The following is a 573-nucleotide window of genomic DNA, read 5'->3' as shown; positions in this document are numbered from 1 at the left end:
GCCACAGCCCGAATCTGAGCTGTGCAGGCCAGTGCGTATTTTCTTTTTGAAAAATAAATAACATTCACCGCATGAAGAACTTTGCAAAGCACAATGAGTCCGATTCCAGTGCCCCACGTAAAAACCTTCGAATTGAGCGATGAGTTCCACAAGCACACCGCCACAAAGAAGATGAAGCCCGTGATGAGGCTCGTCACTGCCATTTGAACTCCTCTCCAGGGCGCGCCGGGCCAAACCCATTTGGTCTGACGGCGATGAAACCAGAGAATGACAATCAGCGCCACGCTTCCAGCGATTAAGTACCAAAGCTGATAACGGCCATCTATAACGCCCGAGACGAAAAACACCATCTGACCGAACACGAACAACCAAACGAGCCAAAAATCAATCGGAACGTCTTGTAGAACATTATCTGGAGCTTCGTTAACCATCTTAGTCATCCAACCTGTCGAAAAGCCGTTCAAAAAGTATTTTTGTTAGCCCATCCAAGAAGCATCCACTTATTGAGTTTTGCATAAATAATAGGAATATCAGATCTCCCATGGAAGATCTGACGCTTTGATGCACGCCCTA

General features: G+C 46.6%; 1 protein-coding gene. It reads right to left on the bottom strand.

Annotated features, from left to right (window positions below; all coding sequences use genetic code 11):
- On the bottom strand, window positions 1-431 hold a 431-nt coding region (locus L6R21_28220; GenBank protein MCK6563091.1), incomplete at its 3' end, for a hypothetical protein.
- Between the last annotated feature and the right edge of the window lie 142 nt (window positions 432-573).

This window comes from bacterium, assembly GCA_023150945.1.
GTDB lineage: Bacteria > Zhuqueibacterota > Zhuqueibacteria > Zhuqueibacterales > Zhuqueibacteraceae > Coneutiohabitans.
The sequence above is the reverse complement of the archived record's forward strand: the minus strand, read 5'-3'. Positions and strand labels throughout refer to the sequence as shown.